At 65.6% G+C, this 16,992-nt stretch carries 18 protein-coding genes and 6 tRNA genes; 6 read left to right on the plus strand and 18 right to left on the minus strand.

All coding sequences use genetic code 11. The annotated features are described in order from the left end of the window. Nucleotides 1-74 precede the first annotated feature (74 nt). From ACPJW8_RS07410 to ACPJW8_RS07420, 3 genes are read left to right on the plus strand one after another with little or no spacing between them, the layout of a single operon-like run. Nucleotides 75-1,199 carry a hypothetical protein gene (locus tag ACPJW8_RS07410; RefSeq protein ID WP_330188585.1) on the plus strand — a complete coding sequence of 375 codons (1,125 nt, stop codon included), beginning with the start codon at nucleotides 75-77 and terminating at the stop codon, nucleotides 1,197-1,199. 18 nt (nucleotides 1,200-1,217) lie between these two features. Then, a complete protein-coding gene (locus ACPJW8_RS07415) occupies nucleotides 1,218-2,501 on the plus strand; it encodes a sensor histidine kinase (RefSeq protein WP_330188584.1) in 1,284 nt (427 codons plus the stop codon). Between the two features lies 1 nt (nucleotide 2,502). Then, nucleotides 2,503-3,204 carry a response regulator transcription factor gene (locus ACPJW8_RS07420; protein ID WP_330188583.1) on the plus strand — a complete coding sequence of 234 codons (702 nt, stop codon included), beginning with the start codon at nucleotides 2,503-2,505 and terminating at the stop codon, nucleotides 3,202-3,204. Here ACPJW8_RS07420 and ACPJW8_RS07425 read toward each other — a convergent pair. From ACPJW8_RS07425 to ACPJW8_RS07455, 7 genes are all read right to left on the minus strand, one after another. Then, on the minus strand, nucleotides 3,201-4,517 hold the full coding sequence (locus ACPJW8_RS07425) for an HRDC domain-containing protein (protein WP_330188582.1): 1,317 nt from the start codon (nucleotides 4,515-4,517) through the stop codon (nucleotides 3,201-3,203). The genes ACPJW8_RS07420 and ACPJW8_RS07425 overlap by 4 nt on opposite strands. A gap of 76 nt (nucleotides 4,518-4,593) precedes the next feature. Next, the gene (locus tag ACPJW8_RS07430) at nucleotides 4,594-5,262 is read right to left on the minus strand and encodes a DUF3000 domain-containing protein (RefSeq protein ID WP_330188581.1); all 669 of its coding nucleotides are present in this window, start codon (nucleotides 5,260-5,262) and stop codon (nucleotides 4,594-4,596) included. Beyond that, nucleotides 5,263-6,360 (minus strand): low specificity L-threonine aldolase, encoded by a 1,098-nt coding sequence (locus ACPJW8_RS07435; protein WP_330188702.1) that lies wholly within the window; start codon nucleotides 6,358-6,360, stop codon nucleotides 5,263-5,265. It lies immediately after the preceding gene. A 17-nt stretch (nucleotides 6,361-6,377) separates the two neighbouring features. Then, nucleotides 6,378-7,088 (minus strand): SDR family NAD(P)-dependent oxidoreductase, encoded by a 711-nt coding sequence (locus tag ACPJW8_RS07440; RefSeq protein ID WP_330188580.1) that lies wholly within the window; start codon nucleotides 7,086-7,088, stop codon nucleotides 6,378-6,380. Continuing rightward, on the minus strand, nucleotides 7,085-8,464 hold the full coding sequence (locus ACPJW8_RS07445; RefSeq protein WP_330188579.1) for a DUF6421 family protein: 1,380 nt from the start codon (nucleotides 8,462-8,464) through the stop codon (nucleotides 7,085-7,087). The genes ACPJW8_RS07440 and ACPJW8_RS07445 overlap by 4 nt, the downstream gene beginning before the upstream one ends. Nucleotides 8,465-8,609: 145 nt before the next feature. Continuing rightward, entirely contained in the window at nucleotides 8,610-9,062 is a 453-nt protein-coding gene (msrB, locus tag ACPJW8_RS07450; RefSeq protein ID WP_330188578.1) for a peptide-methionine (R)-S-oxide reductase MsrB, read from the minus strand. A 14-nt stretch (nucleotides 9,063-9,076) separates the two neighbouring features. Continuing rightward, the gene (locus ACPJW8_RS07455) at nucleotides 9,077-9,568 is read right to left on the minus strand and encodes a hypothetical protein (RefSeq protein ID WP_330188577.1); all 492 of its coding nucleotides are present in this window, start codon (nucleotides 9,566-9,568) and stop codon (nucleotides 9,077-9,079) included. Between the two features lie 73 nt (nucleotides 9,569-9,641). On the opposite strand from ACPJW8_RS07455, the gene ACPJW8_RS07460 reads away from it, so the two are divergent. Beyond that, nucleotides 9,642-10,928, plus strand: a complete 1,287-nt coding sequence (locus ACPJW8_RS07460; protein WP_330188576.1) for an alpha/beta hydrolase family protein — start codon at nucleotides 9,642-9,644, stop codon at nucleotides 10,926-10,928. On the opposite strand, the gene ybaK is transcribed toward ACPJW8_RS07460, so the two are convergent. From ybaK to ACPJW8_RS07475, 3 genes are read right to left on the minus strand one after another with little or no spacing between them, the layout of a single operon-like run. Continuing rightward, entirely contained in the window at nucleotides 10,925-11,431 is a 507-nt protein-coding gene (gene ybaK / locus ACPJW8_RS07465; RefSeq protein ID WP_330188575.1) for a Cys-tRNA(Pro) deacylase, read from the minus strand. The genes ACPJW8_RS07460 and ybaK overlap by 4 nt on opposite strands. Nucleotides 11,432-11,447: 16 nt before the next feature. Then, nucleotides 11,448-11,915: a SufE family protein gene (locus ACPJW8_RS07470; protein ID WP_330188574.1), complete on the minus strand. Its 468-nt coding sequence runs from the start codon at nucleotides 11,913-11,915 to the stop codon at nucleotides 11,448-11,450. 10 nt (nucleotides 11,916-11,925) lie between these two features. After that, entirely contained in the window at nucleotides 11,926-12,837 is a 912-nt protein-coding gene (locus ACPJW8_RS07475) for a sulfurtransferase (protein ID WP_330188573.1), read from the minus strand. A 169-nt stretch (nucleotides 12,838-13,006) separates the two neighbouring features. On the opposite strand from ACPJW8_RS07475, the gene zapE reads away from it, so the two are divergent. Further along, complete coding sequence (gene zapE / locus ACPJW8_RS07480) at nucleotides 13,007-14,044, plus strand: cell division protein ZapE (protein WP_330188572.1); 1,038 nt, start codon at nucleotides 13,007-13,009, stop codon at nucleotides 14,042-14,044. A 7-nt stretch (nucleotides 14,045-14,051) separates the two neighbouring features. Here zapE and ACPJW8_RS07485 read toward each other — a convergent pair whose 3' ends face one another. From ACPJW8_RS07485 to ACPJW8_RS07515, 7 genes are all read right to left on the minus strand, one after another. Next, entirely contained in the window at nucleotides 14,052-15,281 is a 1,230-nt protein-coding gene (locus ACPJW8_RS07485) for a benzoate/H(+) symporter BenE family transporter (RefSeq protein ID WP_330194170.1), read from the minus strand. A gap of 139 nt (nucleotides 15,282-15,420) precedes the next feature. Next, a complete protein-coding gene (locus tag ACPJW8_RS07490; RefSeq protein ID WP_425256432.1) occupies nucleotides 15,421-15,660 on the minus strand; it encodes an antitoxin in 240 nt (79 codons plus the stop codon). Between the two features lie 225 nt (nucleotides 15,661-15,885). After that, nucleotides 15,886-15,957, minus strand: a tRNA-Val gene (locus tag ACPJW8_RS07495). A gap of 39 nt (nucleotides 15,958-15,996) precedes the next feature. Then, nucleotides 15,997-16,069: transfer RNA gene (locus ACPJW8_RS07500), tRNA-Gly, on the minus strand. Between the two features lie 58 nt (nucleotides 16,070-16,127). After that, nucleotides 16,128-16,202, minus strand: a tRNA-Val gene (locus ACPJW8_RS07505). 40 nt (nucleotides 16,203-16,242) lie between these two features. Beyond that, nucleotides 16,243-16,313: transfer RNA gene (locus ACPJW8_RS07510), tRNA-Cys, on the minus strand. A 48-nt stretch (nucleotides 16,314-16,361) separates the two neighbouring features. Beyond that, nucleotides 16,362-16,434: transfer RNA gene (locus tag ACPJW8_RS07515), tRNA-Gly, on the minus strand. A 242-nt stretch (nucleotides 16,435-16,676) separates the two neighbouring features. On the opposite strand from ACPJW8_RS07515, the gene ACPJW8_RS07520 reads away from it, so the two are divergent. Beyond that, nucleotides 16,677-16,748, plus strand: a tRNA-Val gene (locus tag ACPJW8_RS07520). A 25-nt stretch (nucleotides 16,749-16,773) separates the two neighbouring features. Here ACPJW8_RS07520 and ACPJW8_RS07525 read toward each other — a convergent pair. Next, a complete protein-coding gene (locus tag ACPJW8_RS07525; protein ID WP_330188569.1) occupies nucleotides 16,774-16,950 on the minus strand; it encodes a hypothetical protein in 177 nt (58 codons plus the stop codon). Between the last annotated feature and the right edge of the window lie 42 nt (nucleotides 16,951-16,992).

Below are 16,992 nucleotides of genomic sequence, written 5' to 3' on the forward strand. Positions count from 1 at the left end.
ATTCCCCCGAACGGGGGAGCAGGACCACCCCTCACGGGGAAGTGCCGCGGGCTGCCCAACGGGATCGTGGAAGTATGAACAACAACAGGAAAACAGCACCAGACCCGCTGACCACGTTGCCCCAGGGCAAACCTCTCCGTAGGAACCGCCTCGCCCTCTGCACCGGTGTCCTCGCTGCCGCCTACGCATCAGCCGGCATCGCCTGGGGACTCACGGGCACGCCGTTCCCGGTAGGTGACGCCGACCCCTATGCCACCTCCCTCCTCTTCGGTGTGCCGCATGGCGTAGTCGGGTGGGGGCTCGTGGTACTCGCCATCGCCGCGGCAGCCCTCGCCGCTGCTGCCGGCACCCGCCGTTCAACAGCATCGCCCTCCAAAGCCCTCAGGGCGGGCGTTGCCCTGATGGCCGGCATGATGTGCCTGATCGCGCTGGGCCTGGTGGGAGATGCCCGGCTGCTCTCGGTCATCGGCTACATCCCCGTCATCCTGGCCAAGGCTTCCTATGACCCGCAGATCCAGGACGGCCTTCACCGGCTCCTGGACCCCTCGCTCATGAACATCGTTGGGCTGGCCGCCGGAGCAGCGCTCTGGGTTGCCCTGGCAGTGCGAGTGGACCGTGCCTATCGGGGTGCCTGCAGCCGCTGCGGGCGGAATGCAGCCACGGCCGACGGACCTTTCTCCGCGGCAGCAGCGGCCCGCTGGGGCCGTGCAGCGGTGAGCGTCGCCGTCGTCGTCCCTTTGGTCTACGCCATCACCCGGATTGCCTGGGCCTTCGGGATACCGGTGGGGCTCGATCCCTCCATCCAGGACGAAATGGTGGCCCAGGGCATGGACTCAAGCGCTCTCGGACTTGGCGCGATGGCACTAGCCGGCGCCATCCTGACCCTGGGCCTGGTGCAAAAGTGGGGCGAGGTGTTTCCCCGATGGATCCCCGGCCTGGCAGGACGGCGGGTACCCATCCGGCTCGCCGTCATCCCGGCAACCTTTGTTGCCATGGCCGTCATCCCCGCGTCCGTCACCATGATCAGGATGGCCTCCATGCCGTCCGGCAGCATGGTGCCCTCCTTCAGCGCCAGCAACTGGGCTCCCTATGGTCCGGCGTTCCTCTGGCCGCTATGGGGGATTGCGCTGGCGGCGGCTACCCTCGCCTATTACCTGCGACGCCGGGGAGAATGCCCTGACTGCCACCGCAACAGCTGATAAGGAACAATGTTGAGCGTGAAAGCAAACGCCTCACCAGGGGGACGGCCGGCCGCAGCACTGCGGACGGCTGTCTTCCTGATGATCGGCGGACTGCTGGCGGTGCCATACGGCGCGGTGGCTGCCTGGATCGTCCAGCTGTGGCGCTTCGGCGGCGGCGGGAACTGGCTGGCTGTCCCCAGCAGCTTGCTCATCGGAGCCGCTTTCCTGGCCGTCCCAGCCACCCTTAGGGTCATGCGCACCCTGGAACGCACGGCCGCCAATGAACTCCTGGGCACTGCCCTGGCGGAGCCGGCCGGACCGGCACGGCCAGGCGATACGGCCCGCGGCGCAGTATGGTTCCTGCTGCATCTGGCATCCGGTGCGCTCGCCGTGACGGTGCTGGTCTTCGTGATACCGGTCCTCGTTGGCTATGTGGTGGCCCCGTTCGCTGGTGGCCTTGCCGTCACGGGTCCGCTGGCTGCCCAGGTGTTGCCCGGCACCGACCCCGTAACAGCTGTTTGGCTGGTACTGGCTGCCTCGGTTGCGGCCCTTGGACTCCTCGTGGTCCTGGCCAGCCGGCTGAGGACCTGGGCCGTGCTGCTGCTGGGACCCTCGAGGCTGGAGAAGCTCGCCCTTGCTGAACGCCAGGCGCGCGAGCTGGCCCGCCGCAACGGGCTTGCCCGCGAACTCCACGATTCCATTGGCCATGCACTGACAGTCACGACGCTCCAGGCCGCTGCTGCCCGCCGTTTGCTGGCGGCGGATCCCGACAAGGCGGAGGAGGCCATGGCCGCAGTGGAAAATGCGGGCAGGGCAGCCATGGAGGAGCTGGACCAGGTCCTGGGAATCCTTCGTGCCCCTTCCGGGCAGGCTGACCCCGTGCCCCACGTGCTCGACGAAGTGCCGGCGTTGCTGGAGCGCCACCGCGCCGCCGGGCTGCGCACGACGCTGCAGATGGCGGGGGACCCAAGTGCCGTTCCTGCGTCCCTGGCCCGGGACTCCTACCGGATCATCCAGGAAGGGCTGACGAACGCCCTCAAGCATGGTGGCCACGGGCTGTGCGAGGTGTCACTGGCGGTGACCCGGGGGCCGGATGGAGGCGCGGTGCATATCGGAATCAGCAATCCCATGCCATCAGCTTCCGGAAGGCCCGCCGGAAGACAACCAGCGGAAGCGGCTCCGCAACCCGGAGGGCGCGGCCTGGCCGGCGTCAAGGAGCGCGTCCTGCTGCTGGGCGGGCGGTTCCACAGCGGCGAATCGGGCGGGAGATGGCACCTTGATGCGGACCTTCCCTGGACAACGAACGAAGGGATCCTGTGACGTGATCACGCTGCTGATTGTTGATGATGAGCCCCTTGTCCGCTCCGGGCTCCGGGCCATCCTCGAGGGCGAGCAGGATCTGCAGGTCCTGGGCGAGGCCGGTGACGGCGCCGATGTCCCGGCCCTGGCGGCGAAGCTGCGGCCGGACGTGGTGCTCATGGATGTCCGGATGCCCCTGGTGGACGGTATCCAGGCCACCAGGAACCTGCTCGCCGCCGATCACGGCCGGGACCGCGTTCCCAAAGTCCTGGTGCTGACCACCTTCGGCAGTGACGACTACGTGTTCGAGGCCTTGCGGTGCGGGGCGGCGGGGTTCCTTCTCAAGCGCTCACGGCCCGAGGAAATCATCCAGGCCGTGCGGACAGTGGCAACGGGGGACAGCGTGGTGTTTCCCGAGTCCGTGAGGCAGCTCTCCGGTCCTGAATCAGGGGGTGCCTCGGCCCGTGCGGTTGAGGGCCTCAGCCGCCGGGAGAAGGATGTTCTGGCCGGCCTGGCCTCGGGCAGGAGCAACGCGGAGATCGCTGCTGAGCTCTACCTGAGCCCTGAAACCGTCAAAACACACATCGCGTCCTTGTTGGGCAAGCTGCAGGTCCGCGACCGTACCCAGGCGGTGATCCTCGCCTACGAGACGGGCTTCGTCAGGCCCGGAAGCCGGTCCGCCGGTGGGCCGGCAGTTGGGACCGAAAACAGGCCGTACGCCTAATCGGCGCTCTTGGCCTCCTTGGCCGGCAGCGGCTGGGGGTCCAGGAAGGCGGCAGCGATGACTGGGGCCGTCAGCTCAACCTGCCACCTGCGGGCTCCCAGTGCTGCCAGCTGTTCCGCCACGCTTTCCTCGGAGATTTCCGACGGCGGACGCCACGCGAGGCGGCGAAGGAAGTCCGGAGTCAGGAGGTTCTCGAGGGGCAGCACCAGCTGGTCTGCCAGCTCCTGCAGCAGAGGCCTGGCGGTGGCAAGCCGGGCCGCGGCCTCGGGGTCGCGGTCGGCCCACACCCTGGGCGGCGGCGGCGCGTTGGTGGGCAGGTGCAGCGGCGGCAGTTCCTCCAGGTCCCGGGCGGCGCTGATGCAGCGGAGCCAGCGTGGCGCTTCGCGCTGGGCAGCCCTGCCATGGAAGCCCTTCGTGGCCAGCAGCTGGGGAACAGTCGAAGGCATGGCCTTGGCGGCGGCCACCAGCGCGGCATCGGGAATCAACCTGCCCGGAGCGACGTCCCTTTTCCGGGCCAGGGCATCGCGTTCCAGCCACAGTTCACGGACGGCGGCCAGCTGGCGCCGGTCACGGATCTGGTGCAGGCCGGAGGTCTTCCGCCAGGGGTCCACCCGGGGTGGGGCCACACCTGCTTCGAGGATGGCCGCGAATTCCTGCTCCGCGTAGTCCAGCTTGCCGCCTTCTTCGAGGAGTTCGATCAGTTCCTCGCGCAGTTCGGCCAGGACCTCGACGTCAAGGGCGGCGTAACGGAGCCAGGGTTCCGGCAGTGGCCTGGTGGACCAGTCTGCCGCGGAGTGCTCCTTGGCCAGGCCAAAGCCGAGCAGCTGCTCTATGACTGCCGCCAGCCCAACGCGGGGGAGGCCGGCCAGCCTGGCGGCGAGTTCCGTATCAAAGAGCTTTGCCGGCCACATGCCCAGCTCGGACAGGCAGGGAAGATCCTGGCTGGCCGCGTGGAGGATCCACTCGACGCCCTCCAGCGCCTCATTGATGATGCGCAGGTCCTCGAACGGTTCGGGATCGATCAGCCAGGTGCCCGCGCCTTCGCGGCGGATCTGGACCAGGAAGGCGCGTTGCCCGTACCGGAATCCGGAGGCCCGCTCCGCGTCGACTCCTGCAGGACCGGTCCCGGCCGCGAGAGCGGCCGCGCAGCGCTCCAGGCCGGCCTGCGTTTCGATCACCAGGGGAACTCCCTCCCGGGGGGCGTCTAGGTCGATGATCTGCGGAACGGCGTCGAAGCCGTCAACCTGGATATGCGTTATGGACTCATCCGCCGGGGCGCCGGCGGTGGTGTTGTCCGAGATATGAGGGGTCATGGTGCCCCCAGTTTACCGATAATGCGGTCAATGGCCCGGAAAACCGAAGGCATGGTGGCTCCGGGCACCGTTCGGACTAGTTCCGGCGACGGCCGGGAAGTCCGGAGACGCCGTCGGGAAGGGGTGGAAGCCCGGCAAAAGTGCACACCATGTCCGACCACGCTTCCAGGTGTGCTCCGACGTCCGGTCCTGCGGGGGTCCAGGAGGCCCGAAGCTCTATGTCGATGGTGTCCGGCCGGCCGGCCAGGGTGCCGAAGCTCTCCGAGAGCACCCTGGTGGCCGTGCCGCCGGCGGCCCGGTAGGCGGCTTTGCGGTTCTCCAGTGCTTCCACCAGCCAGGTCCAGGCAACAGAACCGAGCATTTCGTCGTTGCCCATCTCCGGCTCCAGTTGGGCGCGGATGTAGGTGACGATCCGGAATTCGCCGTCCCACACCGCCGAACCTTCGGGGTCATGCAGCAGGATGAAGCGGCCGGTGGCCAGCTCCTCTTCGTCCTCCGGCCCTGCCGCAGCCAGGGCCATGGCGGCGGGGCCGTGGACAGGGGTGGTGGCTCCGGAGGCCGGCGACAGGACCTCGGCCCCCAGGGCTACGGCGTAGGGGGCCAGCCTTGAGGGCGCAGGGATTTCGGCCAGCCGCAGTTCACTGCGGCTTTTGGCCTTCCGGAGCGTTCCCAGTGCGTGCAGGAAATCTGCGGGAACGTGGGCGAGATCGTTCACCCTCGCAGAGTACTTAACTCCGGGCGGCATTCACCGCAGGCACGCCGCGAGTTCCTCACGTACTGCCGCTGCAAAGTCATCAACGTCCTCAGCTGTGGTGTCGAATGAACACATCCACCGCACTTCTCCGGTGGCTTCATTCCAGTCGTAGAACCGGAAGGACTTCCGCAGCCGGTCCGCCACTCCGGCAGGCAGCACTGCAAAGACGCCGTTCGATTCGGTGTCCTGGGTGAGCCTGACGCCGTCGATATCCTCAACGGCAGCCCGCAGCCGGCTGGCCATGGCGTTGGCGTGCGAGGCGGACCGCAGCCACAGGTCACCTTCCAGAAGGGCAATGAACTGGGCGGAGAGGAAACGCATCTTGGAGGCAAGCTGCATGTTCATCTTGCGCAGGTACTTCAGGCCTGCTGATGCTTCCGGGTTCAACGACACCACGATTTCCCCATACAGGAGTCCGTTCTTGGTGCCGCCCAGCGAAAGGATGTCCACGCCGGCGTCGCGGGTGAAGGCCCGCAGCGGCACGCCAAGGTGGGCTGCGGCGTTGGCCAGCCGGGCACCGTCCATGTGCAGCTTCATGCCTTTGGCATGGACGTGGTCCGCCAGTGACCGGACTTCTTCGGGCGTGTAGCAGGTGCCGACTTCGGTGGTCTGCGTGATGGAGACGGCCAGGGGCTGGGCGCGGTGCTCATCGCCCCAGCCCCAGGCTTCCTGGTCGATCAGCTCAGGGGTGAGCTTGCCGTTGGGCGTGGGGACGGCCAGCAGCTTGATGCCGCCGATCCGCTCCGGGGCACCGTTCTCGTCAACGTTGATGTGCGCTGTGGTGGCGCAGATGACAGCACCCCAGCGCGGCAGCAGGGACTGCAGTGACAACACGTTGGCGCCGGTGCCGTTGAACACCGGAAACGCCTCAATACCCGGGCCGAAGTGGCCTTCCAGGACTTCCTGGAGGCGTGCCGTGTACTCGTCGTCACCATAGGCCACCTGGTGGCCGTCGTTGGCACCGGCCAGGGCGGCCAGCACCTCCGGATGGATGCCGGAATAGTTGTCCGAGGCGAAGCCGCGGACGGACGGGTTGTGGATCCGCCCCGAGGGCAGTACGCCGGCGGTTTCGGACGGGGTCTGGGTCATGGTGTTCAAGGGAAAGGTCACACTTTCAGTCTATGGCCGTTGATCTCTGCTGCGGGGGTACTGAACAGGCCTGCGACGGCGGCACCCAGGTCATCGACGTCGGTGGCGCCGGGGAAGCGGCGTTGAGGCTGCCGCGCCCGCATTTCGCTGTCCACCAGGGATTTCACCACCAGGACGACGGCGGCTGCCGGGCTTCCCGAGCGGGTGAACCCCTCGGCCATGGCCACAGTCCAGGCCTCGGCTGCGGCCTTGGCGGCGACGTAGTTCGCCATGGCTGCCGCGGGGGCCTCGACAGCCGTTGAGGAGACCATGGCGAACCTGCCGGCTGGCGCCGTTTCGAGTTCGGCATAGAATTCCCGGCTGACATTGCGCAGGGTGGTGATGGCCGCCGTCGAGAGGAAATCCCAGTCCGCGTCTGTCTGGTCCGCAATGCCTGTGGCACCGCGCCAGCCGCCCACCAGGTGGATCACGCCATCAACGGGGCCTGCCGTGGCAGCGACCTCCTTGTGGAGGCGTTGGACGTCGGCGGCATCCGCGAGGTCGCACACGAGGTGGGTGGCGCCGACGCCCGCTTCGGCCGCTGCCGTGGCGATGCGGCCGGGGTCGGAGCCCACCAGCACGACGCGGGCGCCGGTGGCCAAGAGGGCCCGGGCCACGGCGATCCCTGAGGAACCGCTGCCGCCCGTAACAAGGACAGTGCGGCCGGACCCCTCCGGAGCGGTGGTCACTGCGGGCCGCCCACGGCCTGGGACAGTCCGGTGATGCCGGCGGTGGATTCAATAACGGGACGCATCTTCTTCTCCAGTGCTTCGTAGAACATGGACAGTGGGAACTCGTCGTCAAGCACCTGGTCCGTGAGGCCGCGCGGCGGGCCATCCAGCGGCAGGGCATCCGGACCCTTGGCCCACACGGAGGCCGGGTTCGCCGTAACAGTCTCCGAGATCAGCTCGTAGGCGGCAAGCCAGTGGGCGGTCTTGGGCCGGTCGATCGAGCGCCAGTACAGTTCGTCGATGCGGGCACCGAGGGCAATCACGACGTCGGCCGCTTCGTCCCAGTCGATGGTGAGCCGGGTGTCGGTCCAGTGCAGCACGTGGTGCTGGTGCATCCAGGCGAACAGCAGCTGGCCGCCGAGGCCGTCGTAGTTGCGGACGCGTGATCCCGTGATGGCGAAGCGGAAGATCCTGTCGAAGATGACTGCATACTGCACCAGGCGGGCGTGCTTGCGGGCCTGGGGGTCGGCGTCGTCGTCCTTTTCGATCCGCACCGATTCGCGGAAGGCGGTCAGGTCGCAGCGGAGTTCTTCCAGGGAGTACAGGAAGTACGGCATGCGCTGCTTGATCATAAAGGGGTCAAACGGCAGGTCCCCGCGCATGTGGGTGCGGTCGTGGATGAGGTCCCACATGACGAAGGTTTCTTCGGCGAGCTGCTGGTTGTCCAGCAGCTCCGCTGCGTCGGCCGGAAGTTCCAGCGACGTGATGTCCGCAGCGGCACGAAGGACGCGGCGGAACCGGGCGGCTTCACGGTCGGCGAAGATGGCGCCCCAGGTGAAGGTGGGTGTTTCGCGAACTGCCACCGACTCAGGGAACAGGACGGCGGAGTTGGTGTCGTAGCCGGCAGTGAAATCCAGGAAGCGGATGGGAACGAACAGCTTGTTGGAGTACTCGCCTGCCTCAAGTCCGCCAATGAATTCAGGCCAGATGACCTCGATCAGCACGGCCTCCACCAGCCGGCTGGTGCTGCCGTTCTGTGTGTACATCGGGAAGATCACCAGGTGCTGCAGGCCGTCGACGCGCTGCTCCTGCGGCTGGAAGGCCAGGAGTGAGTTCAGGAAGTCCGGTACGCCAAATCCGGCGTCGCGCCAGCGGCGGAAGTCTTCCTGCACGGCCTCAAGGTACGCCGCATCGTGGGGAAACGCTGGGGCAAGCGATTCCACCGAAACCAGCAGGGTGTCCACGTGGGTGGAGGCCGCGGCGTGGTTGGTTTCCTCGGGGATCGAGCCGTCCTGGACCTGGAGTGCCTGCAGGGCTGAGGCTGCCGCCTTGAGTGCTGTCCACTCGGGATTCGTTGCGGTGATGCGGGCAGGTGCGGACGTTGCGGTCGTCATTGTCGCGAAGGCCTTTCTGGTTGCTTGCCGTGTTATTTGCGAGCGTAGCAAGCAACCAGTGGCACTAATCCAAAATCAAGCCGAGCATTAGAGACTCTTTTGCTTAGTGTGGATCGACGGGCACTCAGCCATGACGAATGTGGAGCTAGGACCCGTCCCGGGGCACCAGCTTCAGCGACACCGAATTGATGCAGTAGCGCTGGTCTGTGGGAGTGCCGTAGCCCTCGCCTTCGAACACGTGCCCCAGGTGCGAATCGCACGTGCCGCAGCGTACCTCCACGCGGTCCATTCCCAAGGTGCGGTCGTGGATGTAGCGCACCCGGCCTTCCGCCAGCGGAGCCCAGAAGGACGGCCAGCCGCAATGCGAGTCAAACTTCTCGTTGCTGGTGAACAGCTCGGTGCCACAGGCCCTGCACTGGTAGACCCCGGCCGTGTGCGTATCCCAGTACTCACCGGTGTAGGGGCGTTCGGTACCGGCCTGGCGCAGCACGTGGAACTCTTCAGGCGTTAGTTCCTGGCGCCACTGCTCGTCGGTCTTTTCCGCGGGGTTGGTCATGGATCCAGCCTTGTCCAGGTAATTCTTGTCAAAGACACTCATGCTGTAGTGAACGCTTACGAGTCACCAATAAATCCCGAGCCCGCGTACAGGTGAAGCACGGGCAGGCCAAGGATGTCCTGGGCCTTGTTGGCCCAGTCTGTATGCAGGGTGTCGGCGATGGCATGCGGCCGGGTCACCACCACGGCCTGCGTAGCCTGGAGTTCCTTGACCTTGGCCACCAATCCGTCCACGGCACGTCCCTCAACGATCTCGCCGCTGACGCCGGCGCCCACTCCCTGCAGCGTGCGCAGCGAGGCGGCCAGGGTCTCACCGGCAGCAGTACGTTCGGCTTCAGGGTCCGGGGCTTTCGCAACGAGCTCGCGGAAGGCCTTGGCGACTTCCAGCATGGACAGGTTCTCCAGGAAGTCGATCAGGAGGTGCCGCTCAGTGTTTGCCGGCACCAGCAGGACCAGTTGCGCGTCGCGGCCATCCACCAGGCTTTCGATGTTCTGGCGGTCTTCTGCAACCAGCGGTTCTTCGGTCAGGATGACAATGGGATCGCTCATGTCCACAGCCTAGTACCGCGCGGCGTGCGACACGATGCCCCGGGCCACGGCCTGTGGCGGTAAGAATAGATGCATGGCCTCATCCCATCGTCCACCTGCTTCCACCGCCGGCACCGGTTTATCCACGTCCACCAAATGGGGGATCGGCGGACTCATCGCCGGCGGTGCCATTGGCGCCGCCCTTGCTACCGGTTCCTCGGCGTTGGCCGTCTACTTTGCCCGGCGGGTCATCACGCCCGTCCGGCAACGGGCGGAGGACCAGGAGATCCTGGCCGTCACCCGTGACGGCGAGAAGCTGCATGTGATCCTCGCTGCCAATGAGGACAACACCACAGAGGGCTCCTACGGTCTGTTTTTCGACGGCGGCACCGGCCATGCGCGGGTCGGCCGGATCGTTTCGTACTCTCCAGCGGAGCGGACGGTGGAGCGCGAGGTTGAAGAGGTCTATTCCGGGGACCTCACCAAGGCGACCCGGGGCTGGTGGAGCGGAGCCGTCCATCCCAACCCCGCAGCAGCCGGACTCCCGTATGAGGACGTAATGGTCGACGTCGAGGGCGGGGAAGCGCCGGCATGGCTGGTCCTGCCTGGCGACTCCACCGGAACCGGACGGGACCGGACAGCCAACACGTGGGCGATTATGGTGCACGGCAGGGGAGCTACCAGACAGGAAGGGCTGAGGGCCGTCACCACCGCCCGCGCACTGGGACTGACAAGCCTCCTGGTGTCCTACAGGAACGATGGCCTGGCGCCGTCCGCGGGTGACGGCCGGTATGGCCTCGGCTCCACCGAGTGGCGTGACGTGGATGCCGCGATTGAATATGCGCTGTCGCACGGTGCGGAGGAAGTGGTGCTGTTCGGCTGGTCCATGGGCGGCGCCATTTGCCTGCAGACGGCTGACCTCTCCCGTCACCGGCACCTGATCAGGGCCATGGTGCTCGACGGACCCGTCATCAACTGGGTTGATGTGCTCGCCCACCACGCCCAGCTGAACAGGATCCCTTCACTGGTGGGACGGTACGGCCAGATGATGCTGGGGCACCCCGCGGGCAGGCGGCTGACCGGCCTGGCCGCGCCCGTTGACCTCAAGGCCATGGACTGGGTTTCCCGGGCCGTTCAGCTGCGCACCCCAACACTGATCCTGCACAGTGTTGACGACGAGTACGTTCCTTACGGTCCGTCCGCGGCGCTTGCTGAGAAGAATCCGGAAATGGTCACCTTCGAGATGTTCCACCGCGCAGGCCACACCAAGGAATGGAATGTGGAACCTGCTCGCTGGGAAGGCGTGGTGCGCGCCTGGCTGGGAACCCAGCTGGCGCCGCGGACCAACCCGGGGCAGGTCCAGGACCAACGCGTCAGTTAGTGGCCAGCGCGCCTGGGTCCCGCGATCGGAGCGGTGACGGCGCCGGTCAGCCGTATGAGGTCCGCCGGCGCAAGTTCTATATCCAGGCCCCTGCGTCCACCGGAAACCAGCATGGTCTCCAGATCCAGCGCGCTGGCATCCACAACGGTGGGGGACGCCTGCCGCTGGCCCAGGGGCGAAATACCGCCAAGGACGTACCCGGTGCGGCGCTGGGCTGCGGCGGGATCCGCCATGGCGGCCTTCTTGGCGCCAAGGGCTCCGGCAAGGGCCTTCAGGTCAAGGTTGCCGCTGACCGGGACCACGCCCACCGCCAGGCTGCCATCCACCTCCACCATCAGGGTCTTGAAGACTCTCGCCTGGTCTATTCCAAGAACCTCTGCAGCTTCCAGGCCGTAGCTTTCAGCTGCGGGGTCATGGGCATACGGGTGCAGTACGAAGGGGACGCCCGCCGCCGTCAATGCGACAGTGGCGGGCGTCCCCGAGGCAGGTGCTTTCCGTGCCACGTGGAAAAACTCCTGGTCAGGCGCCGGGAGTGGCCTGCGAGCGGGCCACGGCGCCGACCTTGCGCTTGATGCGTCCCAGCATCGCCGTCATGCCGCGCATGCGCAGCGGCGTGATGGCCCGGGTCAGGCCGAGCAGCTCAGGCATGTCGTCAGGGACAGACAGGATTTCCGCTGCCGTCAGCCCATCCAGGCCCTCATGAAGCACGGCCGCGAACCCCCGGGTGGTGGGGGCTTCGGCGGGAGCCTTGAAAAACAGCCGGATGCGGTCGCCTGATTCCGCCTTTTCGGTTTCGATCGTCAGGAACAACGGCGACTGGCATTCAACAACCTGCTCCAGGAGTTCCGGGTGGTTGCCCAGGCGTTCGGGCAGCTCAGGGAGCCCGCGCGAGAATTCCAGCAGCAGCTGCAGGCGTTCGGGCTCGGTCATCGCCTGGAAGTCATCGACGATTTCGGCCAGGGCCGTGGGAAGTTCGGTGGTAGTCATCAATTCCAGCTTACGCCGGAACGGATCCGCGTTCAGTGCCCTTGGCGATGGGAACACGGACTGCGTTGCCCCATTCGGTCCAGGAACCGTCGTAGTTGCGCACCGTCTCAAAGCCCAGCAGGTACTTCAGTGCGAACCAGGTGTGGCTGGAGCGTTCACCAATGCGGCAGTAAGCCACGACGTCGTCACCCTCGTTCAGGCCTGCCTCACCGAGGTACAGTGCCTCGAGTTCCTCGCGGCTGCGGTAGGTGCCATCCTCTGCGGCAGCACGTGCCCAGGGGATCGATGCAGCGGTAGGGATGTGGCCGCCGCGCAGGGCGCCTTCTTCGGGGTAGGCGGGCATGTGGGTGCGCTGGCCGGAGTATTCCTCGGGGGAGCGGACGTCAATGAGGGGCTTGCCCAGGTGCGCCAGGACGTCGTCCTTGAAGGCGCGGATGGGGGCGTCGTTGCGTTCGACCACCGGGTAGTCGCCGGGTGCAGGTGCAGAAACGTCAGTGGTGAGTTCACGGCCTTCAGCGATCCACTTGTCCCGGCCGCCGTCCAGCAGGCGGACATCCTCGTGGCCGAACAGGGTAAAGACCCACAGCGCATAAGCGGCCCACCAGTTGGACTTGTCGCCGTAGATCACCACGGTGCTGTCCCGCGAGATTCCCTTGGCTGCGGCCAACGCTGCGAACTGCGCACCGTCGACGTAGTCGCGGGTCACCTCATCGTTGAGGTCGGTGTGCCAGTCGATCTTGACGGCGCCCGGAATGTGGCCTGTCTCGTACAGCAGGACGTCCTCATCCGATTCGACGACTACCAGTTTGCCGTTCCCGATGGCTCCCTCGGCCAGCGCGTTGGCGAGCCATTCGGTGGACACGAGCCTTTCGGGGTGGGCGTAGGCGGCGAATTTTTCGTTCTGGTCAACCGGGTAGGTCATTGTTTGCCTTTCACTGACGGGCTGCGGATGAGGTTCCACGCCTCCACCTTAACTACGCCGGGAGGGGTGCGCCGTATTCCGTTAACACTGGGAAACATCCTCGGTTCGGGAGGGCCGTCACCCAGCCGGTATTCTGGCTGGGGTAACGACATACAGAGAATGGACCACCTTGGTACAGATTGAACAGCTCGCCGCCCGGACTCCCGCGGTATCGGTGGACGAGCTCCTCAAGGGTTTTTATCCGTCGCCAAGGTTTGGAAAGGTCTCGTTCGCCAGCTACCGGCCGGACCCCAAGCAGCCCAGCCAGTCGGCCGCAGTCCATGCCCTCGAGTCCTTCGCTACGGGAGTGGGTAACGGGGACGGCGCCGGATTCCTGAAGAAGCTGTTTGCCAAGAAGGACACGTCACGGGCGGGCATCTATCTCGACGGCGGGTTTGGCGTCGGCAAGACCCACCTGCTGGCCTCCCTCTGGCACGCCGTGCCGGGACCGAAGGCGTTTGGCACGTTCGTCGAATACACCAACCTCGTCGGGGCCTTGTCCTTCCGGAAGACCGTTGAGGCTCTGAGCCACTACAAACTGGTCTGCATCGATGAGTTCGAGCTCGATGATCCGGGAGACACGGTGCTGATGTCCCGGCTGATGCGTGAACTTGCGGATGCCGGCGTCAAGCTCGCCGCCACGTCCAACACGCTGCCCGGGTCCCTGGGTGATGGCCGGTTTGCCGCCGTCGACTTCCAGCGCGAGATCCAGGTGCTGGCGGACCAGTTCGACGTCCTGCGGATCGACGGTGAGGACTTCCGCCACCGCGGCCTGCCCGCCGCCCCGCAGCCACTGAAGAACAGCGACCTCCCCGCACATATGAAGGCCGAGTTTGACGGCAAGACGGTGGCCCAGGACGAATTCAGCACACTCATCAACCATCTGGCAGGCGTGCACCCCAGCCGCTACCGCCAGCTGATTGACGGGATTGACGGCGTGGTGTGGCGCAACGTGGAGACCATCACCGAACAGTCAGTGGCCCTGCGTTTTGTGGTGCTCGCGGACCGCCTCTACGACAAGGATGTGCCGATCCTGGCCAGTGGCGTTCCCTTCGACAAACTGTTCACCGAGGAAATGATGACCGGCGGGTACATGAAAAAGTACTTCCGGGCAGTCTCCCGGCTGACGGCGCTGGCCCGCGAAGGCCAGAACCACGAGCCTTCCTAGTTTTTGGCTAGTTCTCTGCAGGGCGACGCCGCAGGACCGCCCGCACCACCAGTCCCGCAGCCAGCGCCCAGAAAGCCGCGCCGATCCCGGCGACTGACAGCCCGGATGCAGCCACCAGGAAGGTAACCACTGCGGGGATCCTGTCCGAAACGTCCTGCAGGGCGGCGGAAACCGCTGCGGCCAGGGTGGCCAGGAGTGCCAATCCCGCAACTGCCTCGAGCAGCCCGGCAGGCGCCGCGCTGACCAGCGTCACCAGGGCTGCTGAAAACGCTGCAAGTACCAGGTAGGCAAAGCCGGAGGTGAACCCGGCCACCCAACGCCGGCTCCGGTCAGGCCCGGCTTCCTCGCCTGCAGCCAGGGCGGCGCTGAGCGCGGCCAGGTTGATGGCGTGGGCCCCAAAAGGTGCGCCGATGGCGGTGCCGAACCCCGTGAAGAGCATGGCCGGCCGCCACGGTGTTTCGTAGCCGAAGGACTTCAGCACCGCCACACCTGGGATGTTCTGCGACGCCATGGTCACGATGAACAAAGGAAGGGCGATGCCCACGGCCGCCTGAAGCGTGAACGACGGCGTAGTCCAGACCAGTGCGGGCAGGACAGTATCAGTGCTGAGGGAAGTTCCCGTGGTGGCCAGTTGGATGGTGATACCGGCCAGGGCCACCAGCAGGGCCGCGGGGACGGACCAGCGTGGAGCGAAACGCATCATCAAAAGCCAACACAGGATCACCGGGAGCACCAGCGCCGGCAACGTTCCCACCGCCTGGAACGGGGCAAGGCAAAGAGGGAGCAGGACGCCGGCCAGCATGGCCTGTGCCAATGCTGCAGGGATGCGGGCCAACAACCTGCCGAGCGCTGGAACCAATCCCGTCAGCGCTATCAGTACCCCTGTCAGAATGAAGGCCCCGACGGCGGCCGGCCACCCGCCGTCGACCATTCCTCCGGCTGCCAGCAGCGCAGCCCCGGGAGTTGACCAGGCCAGGGTGACAGGCACGCGGGAGCGCCAGGCCAGCCACAGGACGGCAAGGCCAAAGACCAGGGTGAGGGCCAGCAGGCCGGAGGCAGCTTGCGCACCATCCGCGCCCACAGCCCGCAGTCCTGCCAGGACCACGGCAAAGGAAGAGGTGAAGCCCACCAGGGCCGTGACGATCCCGGCCACGATGGGCTGGGACAGGGATGCCCGCCCGGCTGGGCCGGACGTGGCAGGGGAGGTGCGTGGGGCAGTGGACGGGGACTTCGGCATAATCGGCAACGTTACCGGAATGCCGTGCCGCTGCCTGACCGGGGGAGCGTTAAACGACGAGGGCGCAGACACTGCCTCCCGGCAGGATCTGCGCCCTGTTTGACGTACTCGGGCAATCCCAGGATTACCGCAGGACTCCTTACGGAGTCGGTTCGGTGGCCGGAGCCTCTTCCGCAACCGGGGCCTCGTTGGGCTGGCCGTCTGCATCGTCAACGAAGTCAGATGCGCCACTCTGGACGGCGTCCACCTGGTCGGCAAACTTGCCGCCGGTCTTCGAGTCGACGAAGTCACCGGCCTTTTCGATGCCGTCCTTGATGGCCTGCTCGTTGCCTTGGATGAGATCCTGAGCCTTGCCCTTAAGATCGTCAAATAGTCCCACGAGCACCTCCCTTCAGTTGCGGAGCCAGTTCGCTCCTCCGGGAACGATCCTAACCCCGGCAGGGGAGGGTGCCAAGCGCTTTTTGACAGAATTTGTAAAGATGCGCTCAAGGCGAACTTCCGGGCCAATTCTGGCGCGGATCGGCCAAAAATTGGGCGTCCGGGGAAACAAAAAAAACTCCGTGCCGGCAACCCGTGGTTGCTGCAGGGAGGTTCTTGAACGGAGTGGGCGATACTGGGATCGAACCAGTGACCTCTTCCGTGTCAGGGAAGCGCGCTACCGCTGCGCCAATCGCCCGTACACGGCCGTGAGGCCGATCAGGGTAATGAAGTAGAGAGCGGACGACGAGATTCGAACTCGCGACATCCACCTTGGCAAGGTGGTGCTCTACCAGCTGAGCTACGTCCGCAATTATGAAGTCCGTCCGGCGACGCCGGGCGGTACTGCATGAAGCAAGTTTCCTTGCCTGGTGGGCGATACTGGGATCGAACCAGTGACCTCTTCCGTGTCAGGGAAGCGCGCTACCGCTGCGCCAATCGCCCAATGCTCACCGGTTGTTACCGGAAACCAAGGTTTTCACCGAGGTGGGTACGGGATTCGAACCCGTGTATACGGCTTTGCAGGCCGCTGCCTCGCCTCTCGGCCAACCCACCGTGTAAAGCGACGTTTCCAAAGAACCGTTGCCGTGACAGTGTCCTGCGAGCGGACGACGAGATTCGAACTCGCGACATCCACCTTGGCAAGGTGGTGCTCTACCAGCTGAGCTACGTCCGCATGTTGGAGGCCGGAGTGATTGCCGTTGACGGCGTTCCCTCGCTTTCCAACGAGTAAGAACTCTATAGGAGGTTGGAGGAATCTCCAAATCAGGCCGCATTCCTGCACCCGGATGCCTGCTAAATCCTTGAAATCACGGGGCCAAATCAAATTACATCCTTGTGATTCAGGCGGGTGGCGCGGCAGGTCCCGGAGCCGATTTCCATAAACGCCTGCAGGTCCGCTAGCATTCAAAGGCATCAGGGCGATTGGCGCAGTGGTAGCGCGCTTCGTTCACACCGAAGAGGTCACTGGTTCGAACCCAGTATCGCCCACAGATGGAAAAGCCCGTCAGGACGTTTATCCAAACGCCTGGCGGGCTTCTTTGTTTCCAGGTTTGCTGGGGTTGCTCTGTTTCCTGTGCGTTGCTTCAACCGGGTGCGTTGCTTCAGCAGCGGGCGGGTCCGCCAGGGCATCTGCGACCGCACGGTTGATATAGGCGTCTGCCTTGGCATCCAGCCAGGAGAAAAGACCCACAGCGAGGTTCCTTTGTAAAGTAGTTGCCCCCGGGATCAATGC

It is taken from the genome of Pseudarthrobacter sp. J47, assembly GCF_049810315.1.
Lineage (GTDB): Bacteria > Actinomycetota > Actinomycetes > Actinomycetales > Micrococcaceae > Arthrobacter.